The organism is Janthinobacterium lividum, assembly GCF_034424625.1.
GTDB classification, from domain to species: Bacteria; Pseudomonadota; Gammaproteobacteria; order Burkholderiales; family Burkholderiaceae_D; genus Janthinobacterium; species Janthinobacterium lividum.
Window position 1 is genome coordinate 4,641,505 of the sequence record NZ_CP139976.1, and the last position, 18,299, is coordinate 4,659,803.

Consider the following 18,299-nt stretch of genomic DNA (forward strand, 5'->3'; position numbering starts at 1 on the left):
CCATGTCTTGCGAGATGGCCCTGTCGGAGGGGGATGGCTGGCTAGCGGCGCGGGGGATTCGAGTAAATGTCCTGCCCCACTTCGTTGATCTGGCGGCGCAGGTCGCGCCGTTCGTCGGGCGTCATGCGGCCCGTGCGGCGCGAGGCGTCGGCGCCTTCGTTGGCGCGGCGCTGCTCTTCTGCGCGCGTGTCGAAACTGCGTGCGTCACGCTGTTCGCGCAGTCGCGTATCATTGCTGTTACTGCGCTGTACCTGTTCATACCGCTGGGCCTGCATTTGCTGCTGGTCGTCACGGCGTGGCGGCGGCTGGTTTTGCGCTGCCGCCAGGCTGGCGGCAAACACGGAACAAACGGCAAATGCGGACAGCACGGTCGTACGTGCAGCAATAGCTGCGCTGGGAGCGGCGTGAATTTTTTTAGTAAAGATATTCATTGAGTTCCTCTTCCGCGATGCCGTATAAACTAAAGCTGATTTCCACTGTGGCCCCAGTGTATGATGCTTTACACGGTGCAGTAAGAGTAATTGGGTAAAGTTTGTAACACTTTGTAATGGGTCGCCACAGCCCCTTGCCGACGCCGCGCGAGGCGTTACTATAGCAACTAATATAAGATAACACGACACCCTAAATGACCACAACCTCCACTTCCGGCAGCAATACAACAACGCAATCGATCCACGGCCACCAGGCAAAAATCATGGTAGTCGATGACGATGTGCGCCTGCGCGACCTGCTGCGGCGCTACCTGACCGAACAGGGCTTCAATGTCTTCACGGCAGAGAGCGCGACGGCCATGAACAAACTGTGGCTGCGCGAACGCTACGACCTGCTGGTGCTCGACCTGATGCTGCCGGGCGAAGACGGCCTGTCGATCTGCCGCCGCCTGCGCGGCGCGGGCGACCAGACGCCGATCATCATGCTGACGGCCAAGGGCGAGGACGTGGACCGCATCGTGGGCCTGGAAATGGGTGCCGACGATTACCTGCCGAAACCATTTAATCCGCGTGAACTGGTGGCCCGCATCGGCGCCGTGCTGCGCCGCAAGGGTCCCGATGAAATCCCGGGCGCGCCGTCGGAAACGCCGCAAACCTTCGAATTCGGCGACTTCGTGCTGGATCTGGGCACGCGTACCCTGAAAAAGAATGGCGAAACAGTGCCGCTGACGACCGGTGAATTTTCGGTGCTGAAAGTGTTTGCCCGCCATGCACGCCAGCCGCTGTCGCGCGAGAAACTCATGGAACTGGCGCGCGGCCGCGAATACGAAGTGTTCGACCGCAGCCTGGACGTGCAAATCTCGCGCCTGCGCAAACTCATCGAACCTGATCCGTCGAGCCCGCTGTTCATCCAGACCGTGTGGGGCTTAGGTTACGTCTTCATCCCGGACGGACAGCCGCGCTGATCGCAGGCGAGGCATGATGAAGCTTTTTCCCGATATCAGCCTGGCGCGGCTGAAAAGCGGCTTGTTCTGGCGCACCTTTTTGCTGCTCGGCACCTTGACCACGGTCAGCATGATCGCCTGGTTCAGCATGATTTCCTTCATCCAGCGCGAGCCGCAGGCGCAGCAGATTTCCGCCCAGATCATTTCCGTCGTCACCATCACGCATGCGGCACTGACGCACTCGGCTCCCGAGCTGCGCCGCGAGCTGCTGTTCGATCTCGTCAGCAATGAAGGCATCCGCATCTTCTCGCTGGAAGAGGACGACCGCATCGAGCCGCCGCCCGACAATTACCTGATGCCCGACATCGAGGCGCTGGTGAAGGCCAAGCTGGGCAAGGACACGCGCTTTTCCGCGCGCGTCAACGGCGTGGCCGGCTTCTGGGTCAGCTTCAAGATCGACGACGACGAGTACTGGCTGATGCTGGACCGGGAGCGCCTGCGCGGCTTGACGGGCTTCCAGTGGCTGGGCTGGGCCAGCCTGGTGTCGCTGCTGTCCCTGCTGGGCGCAGCCATCATTTCCAGCCTGATCAATCTGCCGCTGTCGCGTTTGACGGCGGCCGCGCGCGACATCGCCAAGGGCAAGCAGCCGGCGCCGCTGCCGGAAAAGGGCCCGATCGAAATCATCGAGGCGAACCGCAGCTTCAACCAGATGGTCGATGATCTGAAACAGGTGGAATCGGACCGCGCCGTGATTTTGGCCGGCATTTCGCACGACTTGCGCACGCCGCTGGCGCGCATGCAGCTGGAAGTGGAAATGGCGAACCTGTCGGACGAGGCGCGCGAAGGCATCCAGTCCGATATCGGGCAGATGGATGCCATCATCGGCCAGTTCCTCGACTACGCCAAGCCGACGGAAGCGTCGAGTTTTACGGACGTCGACCTCAGTGGCCTGCTCAGCGACATGACGCGCGAAGCCATGCGCCTGCCGGATGTGAAGATCAACGCCAGCATCGCCGACGGCGCGCATGCGATGGGCAACCCCACCGACCTGCGCCGCGTGCTGAACAACCTGATCGAGAATGCGCGCCGTTATGGCAAGACGCCGGGCAGCGACGTGACGGAAATCGACATCGCCTGCCAGGTGCGCACCAGCCACGGCGCGAAAAAGGTCATCATCGAAGTGCAAGACCACGGCACGGGCGTGCCGGCAGAAAAGATCGAGCAACTGATGAAGCCGTTCACCCGCCTCGACACGGCGCGCGGGCAGGCAAACGGCGCCGGCCTGGGCCTGGCCATCGTCGACCGCGTGCTGCTGCGCCACGGCGCCGAATTGCAAGTGCGCAACCGCGAAGGCGGCGGCCTCGCGTTTCAGATCAGCTTGCCAGCGGCGTAGGTCGGATCAGCGAGGCCTTGCCTCGCGTAATCCGACAACATTGTTGGCAATTCCTGTCGGATTACGCGCCAGGCGCTAATCCGACCTACGCTACCGGCTCCGGCGTTTCCGCCGCCCGACGACCGTCAAGCGGACGCCTGCTCCTGCGCCAGCAATTTATTCATCAGCAGTTCCGTCGCCCCGTAGCCGTACAGGGAATCGCTCTCCATGCCCGGCGTATCAAAGGGGATCGATTCCTCGCGGTTCAGCTTGGCAGGGTCCGCATCCGCATAGCTGGCGCGCCAGGCGCGCTGCAAGGATTCATTGCGGCGGATAAAGGCCGGCATGGGCCAGGCGTCGCGCTCCCAGTGGAGGCTGTCACCCAGCAGGGGCCAGCGCTCGTTGAGCAGGGCCATGTCGCCCGTGCGCAGGCGGCGTACGGCCTGTTCCGGCCGCAAGCCTTCCAGCTCATCGAGCGTCGGCAAGCTGTCGCGCTTCGGCCCGAACATATACGCCAGCATGATGCGCCCGGCAGGCGCCCTGCGCGCCACCACGCCGACGGCATAGCCGCCGCCCGGCAAGGGCACGGCAAACCAGCTGCCTTCTCGGTATGGTAATGATCTCATCGTTGCAAACTCCCCCAAAATCGTGTCCGGGGCACAGTCTACGCGAAACGATGCAAAAGTGGCGCATGGTACGCCACAGCAACAAACCAATAGTTACAATATTTTCTCGTCATAGTGATACTGAGCAACAATCGGTCCCGCCTTGAACAGCGCTTCCTTCATGGCCGTATCCAGGCGCGCATCGCGGCGGCGCATCCATTCGAGCAGCATGGATATTTCGCGCCGGCTGGTGTCGCCCGCATGCGCCAGCACGCGGCGCAGTTCCGGGTCCGTGCACGCCTCGAAACGCTGGCTGTTCAAGTCCAGCGCCTGCAGCGCGGCGATGGCAGCGCCGATGGCGCGGTGCATATCGAGCGCGGTGGCCGGCAAGCCGGATTCTTCCAGTGGGACGTTGGTCATGCGCATTCCTTTTCGCGTGGTGGTGACATCGGCTGCATTCTCCACCGCGCGGGCGAAAAGCTCAAGCGTCCACGACACGTTTCCACCCGTTCGGCCATAATCATGGCTCAGCAACAGCCTAAACCCCAGCGGCAGGAGCCCCATGTTCAATTTCGACTTTTACAATCCGACGCAAATCCTCTTCGGCCAGGGCCAGATCGCCGCCATCACGGCGCTGATCCCGCCGCATGCCAGAGTGCTCATGACGTATGGCGGCGGCAGCATCAAGCAGAACGGCGTCTACGATGAAGTCAGGGCGGCGCTGGCCGGCCATACCTTGCTGGAATTTGCCGGCATCGAACCCAATCCCAGCTATGAAACCCTGATGCAGGCCGTGGCCATGGTGAAAAGCGAGCGCATCGATTTCCTGCTGGCCGTCGGCGGCGGTTCCGTGGTCGATGGCACCAAATTCATCGCCGCGGCCGCCCTGCATGAAGGCGAGGCGTGGGACATCCTGGCCAAAGGCGGCAAGATCGTCGAGGCCGCCCTTCCCTTCGGCACGGTATTGACGTTACCGGCCACGGGTTCCGAAATGAATGGCTCGGCCGTGATCACGCGCAAGGCCACGCAGGAAAAGCGCTCGTTCATGAGCCGCAAGGTGTATCCGAAATTCTCCGTACTGGACCCCTCGAAAACATTCACCTTGCCGCTGCGCCAGGTGGGCAATGGCGTCGTCGATGCGTTTGCGCATGTCATGGAACAGTATTTGACCTACCCCGTGAACGCGTCCGTGCAAGACCGCTTCGCCGAAGGCATTTTATTGACCCTGATCGAGGAAGGCCCGAAAGCCCTGTCGCACCCGGACGACTACGACGTGCGCGCCAACGTGATGTGGAGCGCCACCCTGGCCTTGAACGGCCTGATCGGCGTGGGCGTGCCGCAGGACTGGTCCACGCACGCCATCGGCCATGAATTGACGGCTTTGTACGAGCTCGACCATGCCCAGACCCTGGCCATCATCCTGCCCAGCATGCTGCGCGTGCGCAAGCAGGCCAAGCGCGCCAAACTGCTGCAATACGCGGCCCGCGTGTGGGGACTCGACGGCGGCGACGAGGATGGCCGCATCGAGGCCGCCATCGCGCGCACGGAATTCTTCTTCCGCCACATGGGCGTCAAGACGCGCCTGGCCGACTACGGCCTGAACCACGTCAGCGTGGATGCCGTCGTGTCCGCCCTGGAAGCGCACGGCATGACGGCGCTGGGCGAGCAGCGCGAAGTGACGCCCGCCGTCAGCCGCAAGGTCCTGGAACTGAGTCTGTAGCGCAGTTTGCAAATTCCAGCCACACTGTTGTAAAACGGTCAGCCAGGGGGACAGCTGGCCGTGGTTCATGCTAAGCTGTCATTTCGCTAGGGGTCCTGGAGTCGTTATCCGGGTGAGAGATACCCTTCGTACCTGATCTGGATAATGCCAGCGAAGGAAAGCGCAAAGTACCTCCCTCCTTTGATAGCTCCTGCGTTGGCGCCAGCCGAACAAGCAGCCTGCCGTGCTCTTTACAGAGACGGCTTGAACCACGAGCAATCTATGTCCACACCGAATTTATCCGTTTCTGTACTGACCCTGGCCATCCTGCACGCGTTTGCCGCGCCTGCCTTTGCTGCGAACGACACCGCCGAAGCCGCCGATCCGCAGGCCCAAAACATGGCCGAAGTCGTCGTCACGGCCAGCAAGGCGCCGGCCGCCAAGCGCGCCTCCGTGGGCGGCTTTGCCGACGCGCCGCTGCTGCAGACACCGGCGTCCGTCACCGTCATTTCGCAAAAAGACATGCAGGACTTGCAGATCCGCAATCTCAGCGATGCCGTCAAGCTCGACGCCAGCATCAACGAATCGTACAACGCCGTCGGCTACGCGGAACAGTTCACCATCCGCGGCTTCAAGCTCGACACAAACTCCAGCTACCGCAAGGATGGCGTGGCCATTCCTGGCGACACGCAAATTCCGCTGGAAAACAAGGAACGCATCGAAGTCTTAAAAGGCCTGGCCGGCTTGCAGGCAGGCGTGGCCGCGCCTGGCGGCGTGATCGACTTCATCGTCAAGCGCCCCACCGCCGCACCGCTGCGCACCGTCACCGTGGAAGCGCGCGAACGGGGCACCGTGTATGGCGCCGTCGACCTGGGCGGACGCCTGGAAGACACGCGCTTCGGTTACCGCGTCAACGTGGCGGCCGAGCGCCTGCGTTCCTACATCCAGGGCGCGGACGGCAACCGTCGGTTCATTTCCGGCGCCTTCGACTGGCAGATTTCCCCGCAAGCGCTGCTGCAGCTCGACGCCGACTACCAGGACAAGGCGCAGGTCACGGCGCCCGGCTTCCAGCTGCTGAGCAACGGCAGCCTGCCGGCCAACGTCAGCGCCGACGCCATGCTCAACAAGCAACCGTGGACGCATCCGGTGGAAACCGTCACCAGCAACCTCGGCCTGCGCTTCCAGTACGCCTTCAATGACGACTGGCACGCCACCCTCTCCGCCAACCAGCACTCGTTCAAGCGCGACGACTACACGGCGTATCCGTATGGCTGCAGCCCGGAAGGCTGGGCGCCCGTCTTCTGCAGCAATGGCGATTTCTCCGTATGGGACTTCCGCAGCCTGGGCGAGACAAAGAAGCCGTTGAGCGCGCAAGCCATGATCCAGGGCAAGTTCGCCACCGGCAGCCTGCGCCACGAATTCACTGCCGGCGTGTCGTACTTCAACCGCAAGGACCGGGCCGGCAAGTACGTGTACGACGAAGTGGGCATCAGCAATATCTACCGTCCCGTCATCGTCGCGCCATCCGACGGCGTCACTGGCCCCGTGCGCCTGGTACGCAACGACAAGGAAAAATCCGTCTTCGTGCAAGACATCGTCAGCCTGGCGCCCAACTGGAAGCTGCATGGCGGCCTGCGCCACATCAATGTGGATGGCTACCAGTATGTGCTCAAGGCCGACCAGGAAATCCGCGCCAAGCACGACTTCCTGTTGCCGAACGTGGCGCTGGTGTACAACCCGCAAGACAATATCGCCGTGTATGCATCGTATTCGCAGGGCATGGAACACGGCGGCACGGCCGACCGCTACGCGGAAAACGCCAATGTGGAACTGACGCCGAGCCGCTCGAAGCAGATCGAATTGGGCGTGAAGGCGGACCTGACGCCGGACTTCATGGTAGCCGCCACCCTGTTCCAGATCCGCAAGGGCCTGGAATTCAACCAGTACCTCGACAGCAGCATGAGCACCTACAACTTCGTGCGCGCGGGCCAGGCCCAGCACCGTGGCCTGGAATTGTCGGCCCAGGGCAAGGCATCGGCCAACCTGAACCTGGGCGCGTCCGTCACGGCCCTGAACAGCCAGCAATCAGGCACGGGCAGTGCGGACTACGATGGCAAGCGCGTGCCCAACGTGCCGGCCTTCAAGGCGGCCGTGCACGCCGACTACGCCGTGCCGCAGGTGGCGGGCTTGAGCGTGAATGGCAGCTGGGAATATGCGGGCAAAAAGGCGTTTGAAAACAACAACACCACCTTCGTGCCTTCGTACAGCGTGTTCAACCTGGGCGCCGCCTGGGCCACGCGCCTGGCCGGCACGCCAGCCGTGCTGCGCGCCACCGTCAACAACGTGACGGACAAGTTCTACTGGCGCGATGTGACTCCGGAAGCAGGCGGCTACCTGTTCCCGGGTGCAAGCCGCACCTTGAAGGTGTCGGCGCAATTCGACTTTTAATTAAGTTGACGTAAAGGCAGGCGCCGCATCAAGCGCCTGCTGCAGCAAGGGCGCCGCCTGTTCCAGGCGCGCCTCCAGGCTGTCGTGCAGCACGTGGTAGGCGATGCCGCGCGCGTCGAGCTCGTCGAGCAGGTAGCGGTAGATCAGCTGGCGCACGGCTTCCGACTCGCGCTGCAAGCCGTCGGCCACCCACGGGCTGTCGGGCGCCGTCACCAACGTCAGATCGTACTGTGTGGCATCGGCCAGCGCCGCCAGCGGCGCATCGGCGCCATTGAAATAATGGCGGCTGTAGACCACCGTCATCAACGGCGTCGTATCGCAAAACAGGAAGTGGCGCGCCTGCGCGGTGGCAGCCGCTTCGCGTTCGACTTGCGTTCGCGCAATGCCAAACTGGTCGGCCGCGACGGGCACCCTGCCCTGCTTCTCGACAAATTCGCGCAAGTATTCCGGCACCCACACGGTGCCGTAGCGTTCGGCCAGGGCGGCTGCCAGGGTCGACTTGCCCGACGATTCCGCGCCCAGGATGGCCACGCGCACGCAACGCTCCATCACTTGAGGACCATCGCGCTCGGCGCGGCCGGGGCCGACTTTCTCCACGCCAGCAAGCCGATGATGGCCATCACGACGAAGAAGGCATACAGCACGGCCGTCAGGATCAGTCCCTTGTGCAGGTATAGCCAGACATACAGCACGTCGACGATGATCCAGGCGATCCAGTTTTCCAGTTTCTTGCGCGACAGCAGGAATTGCCCCACCAGGCTGCCTGCCGTGAGGAAGCCGTCCGCGTGGGGCACGTCCGTATCCGTCGTCGTCAGCAGCCAGGCGATCAGCAGGAAGCCGACCAGCCAGCCTGCGGCGCACGCCATCCAGCCGCGTCCATCGAGGCGCGTGACGGGCAAGGTCTTGCCGCCGCTGGCCGGGTGCAGCCACTGGTACCAGCCCCAGAACGAGACGCTGATGAACAGCAGTTGCAAGGCCATGTCGCCATACAGGCGCGATTCGAAAAACACGAAACCGTAGGCGGCCGAGGAAATGATGGCGAACAGCCACGCCCAGTGATTCTGGCGGATGTTCAGCGCAACGGTTGTCAATGCCAGGACAAAGGAAATCAGTTCAAGCGGCGTGGTGGCAAAACCCAGCAGGAGAAGCGTATCGTTCATGGGAATCGTGATGAGGCTGGTGGTGCAGTATGCAATACCAGCCATGAATAAGCAAGATTGCCCGCTCAGTGCGCTCAGGCAAAGCCGCCCTTGACGGCGCGTGCCAGCGAACGCTGCACGATCAGCTTGTGGAAAGGCCGGATCATCAGGATGTAGGCACGTCCCACCCCGTTATGGCAATGCACGACGCTGGACATGGTGATGCTGCCATGCGGCCCCGCGTCGCGGTGGCGCAGCACCGACAGGCGGAAATCCAGGTGGCTGTCATCCTCGCCCACGATGATTTCATCTTCGCTGACGGCAAAGATGCGGAAGATGCCGATGCGCTTGCCGGGCCGCGCTTCCATCTGTTTTGCCGTCCGGATACCGAAGCGCGCCACAATGGCGTCGCGCACCACCATCAGCTTGCGCGCCCAGCCCGGCTGGCTGCCCAGCAGCACGCGCGCCAGGCTTTCCATGTCCATCTGGCGCGCCTGCGCAGTCGGCAAGTCGACGGCATACGCGTCGGCCAGGTTGCTGCCCGGATACAAGGGGGCGATGCTGGCGCCTGGCGGCAAGGCCACGGCGCGTACCACGTTGCTTATCTCTTGCATGTGCTCTCCATGTGTTCAGTGATAACATGGCCATCATACACGACAATGTGAACAGCGATAACATAGAATGACAAGCACAAGTACTTACCATCACGGCAACCTGCGCGACACCCTGGTCGCCGCCACCATCGCCCAACTGGCACAGCAAAGCGACGCCACCCTCTCGCTGCGCGAACTGGCGCGCACGGTGGGCGTGTCGATCGCCGCCGTGTACCGCCACTTCCCCAGCAAGGAAGCCTTGCTGGCCGACGTGGCGGCAGCCGGCTTCGCCAGCCTGATCGCCAAATGGGAGGCAGAACTGCCGCCGCAGGGCAGCCTGCCCTCCGAACAGCGTTTTCAGCTGCTGGGCCAGCAATACATCGAATTCGCCCTGGCCGCACCGGCCCATTACCGGCTGATGTTCGAACACCAGGATGTGCGCCAGTTCCCCGCCCTGATGGAAGCGGCGCAAGCGTGCTTCCAGTACGTGCTGCAGACGGCCGGCGCGGCCGTGCGCGAAGCGGGCCTCGACCCGCGCTGGGACAAGGCCGCCGCCAGCGCCGGCTGGTCGCTGGGCCATGGCTACGTGATGCTGCTGCTCAGTGGCCGCCTGGCCATGGCGGACGGCGGCGACGATTTGTCGCCGGCGATGGTGCCGCGCTTTTTCCAGTTGCCGGTGGAGGCGTTGCGGCAGGCTGCCTTGCCAGGCGGGGCAACCGCAATCAAGTCAGATGGACCCAGTGATCGGCGAGTGCCAACGTCAGGAACTTTCATGCGCAACATATCGATAGACACGCTCTCGGTGACCGCCAGGCAATGCATTGCCGTAAGCTGCCTGCAACGCTTTTGCCAGCGCTTTGACATTCACCATCCGGCGCTGTCCGCATTCGCCGGGCACGTGTGGAAGGTGGCGCAGCTCGCGCCTGGGGATTTTGCGGCATGGGAGCATGGTTTTGCTTCCCTGGCGGTGACCGGCATGGGCGACCCCTGGCCGGATGACATCCGCCTGGCCATGCCCGGGCACCTGCTCGGCACGCTGGAGCAGCTTGTCGGGCATGTGCTGGAAACGAGCGCCTGCACCTGGCATGGCGATGACCTTCCGGCAAGCCGGCGGCAGCTGGAAGCCGTCCTTGATATCTGTGCCAGGCACGGCGTGGCGACGCCACCGCTTGCGCACTATGTGCAGCACGATGCGGCGCTGCGCGGCGGCTGGGGGCCGGTGCTGACGGACGCGGAAGTCAGGCGCTGGCAGGCCCTGCTATAGCGCGCGGCCTGCAATGGCGGCGGAGGCTCACGCCGGCAGGCCCTGGCGCACCTGGTCGAGCAGCCGCTCCTCTTCCTCCGTATCCGCATCGATTTGCGTGACGACGGTCCAGAATTGCGGGCAGGTCTTGATCTGCTCGAAAGCCTGGCTCGTTTCAAGCCGCACCATGGTTTTCCTCAGGCTGTGCAGATAGCCCTCCTCGATGGCATCGAGCAGTTCGTCATCGGCAGCGTCGATCAGCTCGAGCAGCGCGCCTTCGATCCTTGCATACCCCTCGTCCCACAGCTGGCCGATTTCCGGCACGTCGACTTCGATGCACTCGTTCGACCAGTCCGGAGGATAGTAATCGCGCTCCCGGTTGGCGGGATCGGTGTCAAGGCTCAGCGAAAGAGATGGAAACGATACGGCGTTGAAGGCAAAGGCGGAAAATGCCTGATCCTTGAATGGGGACGCGCCCAGCAAGGCCAGCGACGCGCTGGCCAGCTTGAAGCAGGTTTCTTCCACGTCGTACGCAGTTTCAAATGTCTGCCAATCAAGGGGCAAAGCGGGAGTCGGGGGCATGGCGGGCCTGTCGAAAAAATATGGGTAGAAAGTGAGAGGAATTATACGTGGCGCAGCCGATACGGCAGGCGCTGGCCACGCGTACGGTGTGGCCGCAAAAAAGCCGCATCGGCCCTGCGGCGGATGCGGCTTTTATCCCAGCTGGGAAAAATTACTTCTTGGCAGCCTTCGGATACTTGATGGTCATTTCCTGCAGCAAATTATCCGCATGGTCCACTTCCTTCATCACCCACAGCATGTAGCGGATGTCGAGGTGGATGGCGCGCGTGATGGCCGTGTCGAAGTACCAGTCCTTGGTGATCGATTCATACGTCGAATCGAAGTTCAGGCCGATCAATTCGCCGCGCTTGTTCATCACGGCCGAGCCGGAATTGCCGCCCGTGGTGTCGGCGCTGGTGAGGAAGTTGACGGGCACCGTGCCCAGCACCGGATCACGGAACTGGCCGTAGCGTTTTTGCTTGACGGCGTCAATCAGGCCTTGCGGCGCTTCGAACGGGGCCTTGCCCGTGACTTTCTCGACGATGCCTTCCACGGTCGTGAACGGTCCCTTGGTGATGCCATCGCGCGGCGAGTACGGCGATACCGTGCCATACGTGACGCGCAGGGTCGAGTTGGCGTCAGGATAGACCGGTTTGCCTTGCGACTTTTTCCAGGCAATCACGGCTTGCATGTATTGCGGAATCACGCGTTCCAGGTTGCCGTCGATTTCCTTGCGGCGCTCTTCCAGTGCCGCTTCGACCGGCTGCAGCTTGATGGCCAGCGCCATGAAAGCGTCGTCGGACTGGGCAACAGCGGCCTGGTCCTTTTCCAGCCAGGCCAGGCGCTTGGCCGTGTCAGCCAGTTGCGTCTGCTGGTACAGGGCCCCCACGGCACCTGGCGCCGGCAGCAGCGCGTCCAGGCCTTGCGGATGGCTCTTCGCCGCCAGTTGCGCGTAGCGCTTCAGACCGGCTTCAAAACGCGCCTGGTCGACCTTGTTGACATACGACTGTTCCAGACGGGCCAGACGGGCCTTGATGAAAGCCAGGTCGCGCTGCTGGAAGCCCGATTCGCGCTCGGCGTCCGCCTTCTGGCGCTCCAGCGACAAACGGTAGAGGGTGCGCGCGCTTTTCAGCAAGTCGCTGTTGGTGGCCACGCTCCAGGCGAACTCTTCTTCGCTCAAGGCCATGTCGCTGGCGATCGCCGCGTCCAGTTCGGCCAGCAGGGTCGGCGACACGTTCGGCTGTTTCGCATACCAGGCGCGGAACTCGGCATCCTGCACGTCCTTGATGGCGGCGATGTCCTTGCGGGCGAAACCGTCGAGCAAGCCCTGGGTTTTCTTCAGCACGTTGTTGATGCTTTTCACCACGCTCGCATAGCGCACGGCAGCGGCCGCGTCGCCATTCGTGGCATCAGCCATCACGGCCAGGTCCGCTTGCAGTTCCGACACTTTCAAAGGGAAGGCCGTATCGCGCGCGAAGCGGATTTCCGCCGGCAGCTTGTAGCGGCTGGTGCGGCCGGGATAGCCCGCCAGCAAGATGCCGTCACCGGCTTTCAAGCCTTCGGCCGAGACCACCAGGAAATCCTTCGATTTGTACGGCACGTTGTCGGGCGACGGGTCGGCCGGACGGCCATCCTTGCCCACGTAGGCGCGCAGGAACGAATAATCGCCCGTGTGGCGTGGCCATTCGTAGTTGTCGATATCGCCGCCGAAGTTGCCGATCTTGTCCGATGGTGCGTACACGAGGCGCACGTCGCGTATCATCATCTGGCGGATGCGGTAGTACTCGAGGCCGCGGTGGAAGGCAGGCACGGAGCAGCGGTACATCTTGTCCGTTTCGCATTCGGCGATCAGGTCCTTGACGCGCTTTTCCACGGCTTCGTGGCGCGCGCGGCCGCTCATGTCCGCCGTCAAGCCTTTCAAGACGCGCTCGCTGACGTTCTCCACCTTGTCCGTCACATACACGAGGCTGTTCGGACCGCCCGGCAGCTCTGCGGCGCGCGTCTTGGCCAGGAAGCCGTTGGTGATGTAATTGTGTTCCGGCGTGGAATTGCGCTGCACGGCACCATACGCGCAATGGTGGTTCGTCACCACCAGGCCGGCGTCGGAAACGAAAGCGGCCGAGCAGCCGCCCAGCGACACAATGGCGCTCATCGGGTGCTTGCTCAGGTCAGCCAGTTTTTCTGCAGGAATTTCGATGCCGACCCGTTTCAGTTCGGCTTTCAGCTGTGGCAGCTGGTGTGGTTGCCACTGCCCTTCGTCGGCGTGTGCGCCGGCGAACGCGCCCAACAAGGCGACTGGTAAAACGATTGTTTTGAACAAGATATGCCCCTCCATAAATAGCAGGCGAAAGTATAGCCTGTCCAGGCGGCATGAGTCGGCAAAAATTAACCCATTGCAATTTCTGTATCAGGCGACCGGCCGCCCCGTCCCCTGCAAGGGAATCTGCAGGGTCAGGCGGCAACCGGCGCCCGATGCCGGCATGCCGACCTCGAATTGCCCGCCCAGCGCCGTCACCCGCTCGGCGATGCCGATCAGGCCGAAACACTGTTTCTTGCGCTGTTGCTGCGGCGTGATGCCGATGCCGTTGTCGCTGATGGCCAAGTACACGGCGCAGGCATCCGAACTGAGTTCGATCTCCACCTGGCTGGCCTGGGCATGCCGCATGACGTTGCTGAGCGCTTCCTGCACGATGCGGAACAGCACGATCTCGACCTGGCTGCCGATGGCGGAAAACAATGCCTCGTCGCGTATCAGCAGCTGGCAAGCGACGCCGCTGCGCTTGCGGAAGTCGCCCACCTGCCACTCGATGGCCGCTTGCAAGCCAAGGTCCAGCGCCATCGGGCGCAGCTCGTTCATGATGCCGCGCACGCTCTTGATGGTGGTGTCGACGTTGCTGAGCACGGCGCCGACGCGGCGATGCAGGCGCGGATGGGAACCTTCCGTGCGCGCGCTGAGCATGGAAATATCGATGCGCAGCGCCAGCAGGTTTTGCCCCAGCTCATCGTGGATATCGCGCGAGATGCGCTTGCGCTCGTCTTCCTTGGCCGTTTCCAGGTGCAGCGCCAGCTGGCGCAGCTGCGCATGCGACTGGCGCAGGGCGCCATCCATCAGCTTGCGTTCGGTAATGTCCGTATGCGCCACCACCACGCGCAGCGGCCCTTCGCCGAGAAAGCGGCTGATCCTGGCCTGCGACCAGCGGGGGCCGGCGCGCGTGGCAAACTCATACTCGAGCGCAAACGTGTCCGCATTGCCGGCAATGACGGCGCGGATGCCGGCGGCCAGCTCGCGCCCGGCGCTGCGCTGCCAGCGCGGGTCCAGTTCGCAAAACTCCAGGTAATTCTGCGGTTTTTGCATCTGCCCGACAAAATCCAGGCACGCCTGGTTGGCATGCGCGACGCGGCCCGCCCGGTCCAGCACCAGCACGCGGTCCGTCAATGAATCAATGGTGGCGTGAAAGAAGCGCTCCGCATCGCGCAAGGCTTCCTGCGCCCGCTCGCGCTGGTGTACTTCCAGCTGCAGATGCTGGTTGGCCCGCAGCAATTCGGCCGTGCGGTCGACCACCCGCTGGTCCAGCTCGCGGTGCAGCTCGCGCAAGTCCGCTTCGGCCAGCTTGCGCTCGGTGATGTCGGAAAACACGCCGACGAAATGGCTGATCCCGCCATCCGGGCTGCGCATCGGCGTGATCGACAGCGACTCGACGAAGCGCTCGCCATTCTTGCGACGGTTCACCAGTTCGCCATACCAGCTGCCATCCTGGTGCAGGCTGCGCCACATGGCTTCATAGAAATGCGGCAAATGCGTGCCGCCGCCGAGGAAGGACGGATCGCGGCCGATGGCTTCCTCCGCCTGGTAGCCGGTAATGGTGGTGAAAGCAGGATTGACGGAAATGATGCGGTTGGCGCTGTCCGTCACCAGCACGCCTTCGCGGATACTGTCGAGTATCACAAAAGCACGCCGCAAGGCCGATTCGCGCGCGTGCTCGTCGCCCAGGTCCGTCACCACCATGCGCGCCGTGGCGCTGTCCGCATCGTAATTTGCCTCGATGCGCACCATGCCGCTCATGCCACCCGCTTCGCCTTCGAACAATTGCGCTTCGAGCACCTGGCGCGCACCGTTGGTAAAGACCGCATCGAGGAAGCGGCGGAAGTCCCCTTGCGCCTGCGGCGCGACGAATTGCTCGAAACGCCGTCCCAACAGCCGGTTCTTGTCGCGCTGCAGCAAGCCGCAGGCCGCTACGTTGACGCGTGTGATGACACCCCCGCGCGCCAGCGAGAAATAGCTGACGGGCGCCTGCTCATACAGCTGCGCATAACGGTCGCGGCTGCTTTCAAATTCATTCTTCAGCTGCTCCAGTTCGGCCAGGGCCGCGCTCTGCATTTCCAGCTCGATCTGGCTGACCTGCAACTCGTGCAACTGACGCATCACGTCTTCATTCGACTGCGGCGGCGCTACGGGCTGGCGCTGCTGCGTCGCCAATTGCTCGGCCTGCTCTCGCAACCTGGCCGGCCCGTTCTCCTCGTCGAATGGTTCGCTCATGACGCGCGCTCTCCTGCTTTCCCGTCTGCCACGGCGCCGGCCTGGATCTGGCGCAGCTGGGCTTCCAGTACCTTTGACTCGGTAATGTTAATAAAGGTCACGACCACGCCATCAATGACATTTTCCACCGTGCGGTACGGCATGATGCGCACGTTGTACCAGCGCCCGTTCTTGGTCTGCACCTGCCGCTCGCAAAACACCAGGCTGCGGATGACCTCCAGCGCGTCCACTTCCAGGTTCGGGTAGGCGAGGTCGTTGACGATGTCGCTGAGCGGACGGCGCAGGTCCGTCTGGATCAGCTTGTAGATTTGCGTGGCCGGCGCCGTGAAGCGGCGGATGCGCAGCTCGCTGTCGAGGAAAATGGTGGCGATATCGGTACTATTGAGCAGGTTTTTCATGTCGCTGTTGACCAGCGACAAATCGTCGACCTTCGATTGCAGCTCCGCATTGACCGTGTACAGTTCTTCGTTCAACGACTGCATTTCTTCCTTCGAGGTGGTCAGCTCTTCGTTCGCCGATTGCAACTCTTCATTGGTCGATTGCAATTCCTCGTTGGCCGACTTGAGTTCTTCGCGCGAGGTCTGCATTTCATCGCGCACGGCCTGGATTTCATTGCGCGCCTGGATCAGCTGCTGCTCCAGTTCCAGCACCTTGGGGTTCGGCGAGCGGCCCCGGCGCGGGGTGGCGGCCAGCGGCACGCTGGCAAACGTGACGAAGACCATGCCGCTCAACGCTTCGGGCTGGTGCAAGGATTCCGCCGTCAGATCCACGCCCTGCGGCTGTCCCGCGTGATCCTTGAGCACCAGGCCCTTCAGGCGTACGAGGCCGTCGCTTTGCAGCGCCTGATTGATCAGGCCGGCCAGCTCGTAACGCAAGCCCTCGCGCGCCATCGCGTGGATATTCCAGTTGGCCTTGCCTGCCGCCGGTTCCAGGAAGGCGCCCGTGCGCCCGTTGATATACAGGATGTCCCCGTCCTGGTTCAACAGCACGGCCGCAGGCGAATATTTCTGGAGCAATAATTGCTCGACATGGGATTGGATTTTTCCGGGCATGCTGACTTCTCTCGTGTCACTGGGGGTAGGAGGAGTGGCCGACGATACCTTCGTGGGAAAGTACGTCAGCAAGCGCTGGCGCGCCAGGTTGTCGAGGCGGCGGTACAGCCGGGTCGATGTCGTCAGCGGCGCGAACAGCTCGGAAAAATGTCCGGGCGTGTCGGCGCTGCCCAACAGCAAAATCCCATCGCGGTTCAAGGCGTAATGGAACAGGGGAATCAGACGCTGCTGCAGCTTGGCATTGAGATAGATCAACAGGTTGCGGCAACACAGGATATCGAGCTTGGTGAACGGCGGATCCGAAATGATGTTTTGCTGGGCAAAGATGATCATGTTGCGGATCTCTTTCCTGACCAGGTAATCAGTCTTGTCCTGCAAGAAAAACCGTTCCAGGCGCTCGGTCGACACATCGCTGCTGATCGTTGTCGGAAAGCGGCCCTGGCGCGCGCGGTCGATGGCGTCGGCCGACAGGTCGGTGGCAAAAATCTGCAGGCTGTACTTCGACGGCGGGTTGCTGCCGGCCACCACTTCATGGAACACCATGGCCAGCGAATACGCTTCCTCTCCCGTGGAACAGGCAGGAATCCAGGCCTTGAAGGCACGCCCGTCCGGGTGGGCGGCCAGCATCTGCGGCAAGACCACCATTTTCAGGTATTCCCACACTTTCGGGTCGCGGAAAAAATTCGTTACGCCGATCAGCAATTCCTTGAACAGCAGGTCGATTTCCCCGGGATTGTTGCGCAGGTAGGGAATGTACTCTTCCATCGATGTCATCTGGTACAAGCTCATGCGGCGCTCGATGCGGCGCAGCACCGTATTGATCTTGTAGTCCGAGAAGCTGTTGCCCGTATGTTCGGACAGCAAGGCGACAATTTCCTGCAAGGAATTGCGTCCGCTCGGCTCCTTGCCCGGCAACTCCAGGAAACTGCTGCGAAACAGGTAACTGATGATCTTTTCCGGCATCTTGTCGGAAAAATCGACGAGGTCCACCGCGTCGGCGGCGATGGCACTTTGCGGCATCATGTCGAACTTGGCCGTATCAGGATGCTGGGCCAGGGTCAGGCCGCCCGCCTGCTTGATGGCCTGCAAGCCGCGCGTGCCATCGCTGCCCATGCCGGACAAGATTACGCCCACGGCCAGTTCGCCCAGCTCGGCCGCCAGGTTTTCGAAGAAAGCATTGATGGGCAAGCGGTGTCCGCGCAGCTGCAGCGGTTCGCTGAGCAGGAAACGTCCCTTCGACAGGCCCAGGTCGGCATTCGACGGTATCACATAGATATGATTGGGCCGCAATGCCGCCTGGTGCGTGATTTCCGTGACGGGTATGCTGGTAGCCCGCTGCAGCAGCTCCGGCAACAGGGCTTTTTGCGTGGGATCAAGGTGCTGGATCACCACATAGGCGATGCCGCTTTCCAGCGGCACATGGGTCAGGAAAGCGACAATAGGGTCGAGTCCGCCAGCGGAAGCGCCAATGGCCACCACGGGGAAACCGATGGTGGGCGCTTCAGGCACAGTAGGCAGGCTGACCAGACTGGTTTTGCTGCGTTTGCGGGTTATCATCGTCTGCTAGAAACCAGCCTCGGCAAACCTTGCCATGGCCAGCAATTGATAATCTTGCATTCTAGCACTCAAGATGCGCCGCAAAACGCAAATTTGGCGCAGGGATTTGCCCTGCGCC

15 protein-coding genes and 1 riboswitch are annotated in these 18,299 nt (G+C 62.5%); of the genes, 5 read left to right on the top strand and 10 right to left on the bottom strand.

Annotated features, from left to right (window positions below; genetic code table 11):
* Positions 1–41 precede the first annotated feature (41 nt).
* Complete coding sequence (locus U0004_RS21015; RefSeq protein WP_070255514.1) at positions 42–431, bottom strand: hypothetical protein; 390 nt, start codon at positions 429–431, stop codon at positions 42–44.
* 263 nt (positions 432–694) lie between these two features.
* Between U0004_RS21015 and ompR the strand changes: the two genes are divergently transcribed.
* Entirely contained in the window at positions 695–1,396 is a 702-nt protein-coding gene (gene ompR, locus U0004_RS21020) for an osmolarity response regulator transcription factor OmpR (RefSeq protein WP_223278807.1), read from the top strand.
* A 13-nt stretch (positions 1,397–1,409) separates the two neighbouring features.
* Entirely contained in the window at positions 1,410–2,768 is a 1,359-nt protein-coding gene (locus U0004_RS21025; protein ID WP_034779404.1) for a sensor histidine kinase, read from the top strand.
* Positions 2,769–2,893: 125 nt separating this feature from the next.
* Here U0004_RS21025 and U0004_RS21030 read toward each other — a convergent pair whose 3' ends face one another.
* Together U0004_RS21030 and U0004_RS21035 are read right to left on the bottom strand one after the other, a co-directional pair.
* Positions 2,894–3,373: an Imm26 family immunity protein gene (locus U0004_RS21030; protein WP_034779408.1), complete on the bottom strand. Its 480-nt coding sequence runs from the start codon at positions 3,371–3,373 to the stop codon at positions 2,894–2,896.
* 93 nt (positions 3,374–3,466) lie between these two features.
* The gene (locus U0004_RS21035; protein WP_070255786.1) at positions 3,467–3,772 is read right to left on the bottom strand and encodes a ferritin family protein; all 306 of its coding nucleotides are present in this window, start codon (positions 3,770–3,772) and stop codon (positions 3,467–3,469) included.
* Positions 3,773–3,914: 142 nt separating this feature from the next.
* Here U0004_RS21035 and U0004_RS21040 point away from each other — a divergent pair, with 142 nt between their 5' ends.
* Positions 3,915–5,072, top strand: coding sequence for an iron-containing alcohol dehydrogenase (locus U0004_RS21040; RefSeq protein ID WP_070255515.1), 1,158 nt, complete (start codon positions 3,915–3,917; stop codon positions 5,070–5,072).
* 78 nt (positions 5,073–5,150) lie between these two features.
* A riboswitch (TPP riboswitch) is annotated at positions 5,151–5,248 on the top strand.
* Between the two features lie 85 nt (positions 5,249–5,333).
* A complete protein-coding gene (locus U0004_RS21045) occupies positions 5,334–7,499 on the top strand; it encodes a TonB-dependent siderophore receptor (RefSeq protein ID WP_070255516.1) in 2,166 nt (721 codons plus the stop codon).
* Here U0004_RS21045 and U0004_RS21050 read toward each other — a convergent pair whose 3' ends face one another.
* The 3 genes from U0004_RS21050 to U0004_RS21060 form a co-directional block, all read right to left on the bottom strand.
* Positions 7,500–8,048: an AAA family ATPase gene (locus U0004_RS21050; RefSeq protein ID WP_070255517.1), complete on the bottom strand. Its 549-nt coding sequence runs from the start codon at positions 8,046–8,048 to the stop codon at positions 7,500–7,502. It lies immediately after the preceding gene.
* Complete coding sequence (gene pnuC, locus U0004_RS21055) at positions 8,048–8,659, bottom strand: nicotinamide riboside transporter PnuC (RefSeq protein ID WP_070255520.1); 612 nt, start codon at positions 8,657–8,659, stop codon at positions 8,048–8,050. The genes U0004_RS21050 and pnuC overlap by 1 nt, the downstream gene beginning before the upstream one ends.
* A gap of 74 nt (positions 8,660–8,733) precedes the next feature.
* Positions 8,734–9,252, bottom strand: a complete 519-nt coding sequence (locus U0004_RS21060) for a DUF2867 domain-containing protein (protein ID WP_070255523.1) — start codon at positions 9,250–9,252, stop codon at positions 8,734–8,736.
* A gap of 67 nt (positions 9,253–9,319) precedes the next feature.
* On the opposite strand from U0004_RS21060, the gene U0004_RS21065 reads away from it, so the two are divergent.
* Positions 9,320–10,495 carry a TetR/AcrR family transcriptional regulator gene (locus U0004_RS21065; protein WP_070255526.1) on the top strand — a complete coding sequence of 392 codons (1,176 nt, stop codon included), beginning with the start codon at positions 9,320–9,322 and terminating at the stop codon, positions 10,493–10,495.
* Between the two features lie 27 nt (positions 10,496–10,522).
* Here U0004_RS21065 and U0004_RS21070 read toward each other — a convergent pair whose 3' ends face one another.
* The 4 genes from U0004_RS21070 to U0004_RS21085 all read right to left on the bottom strand — a co-directional run bounded on the left by U0004_RS21070 (position 10,523) and on the right by U0004_RS21085 (position 18,181).
* Positions 10,523–10,999 (bottom strand): hypothetical protein, encoded by a 477-nt coding sequence (locus tag U0004_RS21070; protein WP_081345582.1) that lies wholly within the window; start codon positions 10,997–10,999, stop codon positions 10,523–10,525.
* 208 nt (positions 11,000–11,207) lie between these two features.
* Positions 11,208–13,355, bottom strand: coding sequence for a S46 family peptidase (locus U0004_RS21075; RefSeq protein WP_370452823.1), 2,148 nt, complete (start codon positions 13,353–13,355; stop codon positions 11,208–11,210).
* An 87-nt stretch (positions 13,356–13,442) separates the two neighbouring features.
* Positions 13,443–15,572 (bottom strand): PAS domain-containing sensor histidine kinase, encoded by a 2,130-nt coding sequence (locus U0004_RS21080; protein WP_231958028.1) that lies wholly within the window; start codon positions 15,570–15,572, stop codon positions 13,443–13,445.
* Complete coding sequence (locus U0004_RS21085; RefSeq protein ID WP_115057548.1) at positions 15,569–18,181, bottom strand: chemotaxis protein CheB; 2,613 nt, start codon at positions 18,179–18,181, stop codon at positions 15,569–15,571. The genes U0004_RS21080 and U0004_RS21085 overlap by 4 nt, the downstream gene beginning before the upstream one ends.
* Positions 18,182–18,299 lie beyond the last annotated feature (118 nt).